Source organism: Streptomyces sp. NPDC004721 (assembly GCF_053601495.1).
The window spans coordinates 1-1252 of sequence record NZ_JBSGBZ010000161.1 but is presented as its reverse complement, the minus strand read 5'-3'; the positions used below and the strand labels follow the sequence as shown (position 1 = coordinate 1252).

The window sequence follows — 1252 nt, the reverse complement described above, 5'->3', positions numbered from 1 at the left end:
ACTAGTAGACTGTCGCGGCTAATGTTTGGGGTAGAGGTGGCGCAGTTTGATACGCGCATCGTGGGTGGTGAACTGCCAGTCCACCTGACGTTGGTCGGTGTTGGTGGCGTTCTGCCAGGCGGAGAGTTCGGTGTTGAGTGTGTCGAGGTCGCCGATCCGGCGGTCGAGACATTGCCTGGTCAGCGCGGAGAGTTCGATCTCGGCGATGTTGAGCCATGATCCGTGTTTGGGCGTGTGGTGGATCTCGAGGCGTTGAGCCAGGGCGAAGGCCTCTTCTGGTGCGAACGCCTCGTACAGTGAGGCGACGCCGTGGGTGTTGAGGTTGTCCATCACCAGCACCACGGTCTCGGCGTCGGGGTAGTCCACGCTCAGCAGCCGCTTGACCTGGCCGGCCCAGTCGATCCGGGTCCGCTGGGACAGTGCCTGAACTCGACGCCATCCGCGTAAGGGTTCGACCCATACGAAGATGGAGCAGGTGCCGCAGCGGATGTACTCGCTGTCCTGGCAGGCGTCGTGACCAGGCCGGGCCGGGAGCGGGCCGCGGGCATGGTCGAGGAGCTGGTGGGGCTTCTCGTCCATGCACACCACCGGACGCGCCGGGTCATAGGGCCGGGCATAGACGGCCAGCACGTCTTCCATCCGGGCCGCGAACTGCGCGTTCGCTCGTGGCGGGATGGTCCAGCACTTCTTCAGGTGAGGGCGCAGTTCCGTTTTTTTAAGATCCGCCCGATGGTGGAGTGGTCCAGATCAGGGATGTCCTCGACCAGCGCGACGTGCTTCTCCAGCAGCCGCAGCGACCACCGTGCATAGCCCTGGGGTGGCTGGGAGCAGGCCATCGCGATCAGCCGGGCTTCGACCTCACCGGTCACCGGCGAGGGCACCGGCGGCAGGTCACGCTTCTTCCGCGCGATCGTGGCGTGAACATCGCCACCGGTCTCGGTGAAACGCTTGGCGACCAGCCGCAACGTCTCACCGGAGACGCCGAGCCGGGTCGCGATCACCTCCTTGGAATCCACCTCACCCACCGAGGTATCCAACGCAAGCAGCACCCGCGCACGCATGATCATCGAGGCTGAGCGAACACCCGTCGTGGTCACCCGGACCAACTCCTCGCGATCCCGCACAGTCAACCTGACCGGCCACTTCTTCTGCGAACCCACGGCAACAGTCCTATCTGGCAAAGGGGAAGGAATCTGCCAGACACCAACCTCCCAACCAGACACACCACAACTAAGCACCGACACACCACTAG

2 protein-coding genes are annotated in these 1252 nt (G+C 64.1%); both read right to left on the bottom strand.

Features of this window, described 5'->3' with window-relative positions; all coding sequences use genetic code 11:
• Window positions 1-18: 18 nt before the first annotated feature.
• On the bottom strand, window positions 19-675 hold the full coding sequence (locus ACWEK3_RS42430) for an IS630 family transposase (protein ID WP_450547823.1): 657 nt from the start codon (window positions 673-675) through the stop codon (window positions 19-21).
• Between the two features lie 14 nt (window positions 676-689).
• Complete coding sequence (locus tag ACWEK3_RS42425; protein ID WP_450547822.1) at window positions 690-1160, bottom strand: helix-turn-helix domain-containing protein; 471 nt, start codon at window positions 1158-1160, stop codon at window positions 690-692.
• Window positions 1161-1252: the final 92 nt, after the last annotated feature.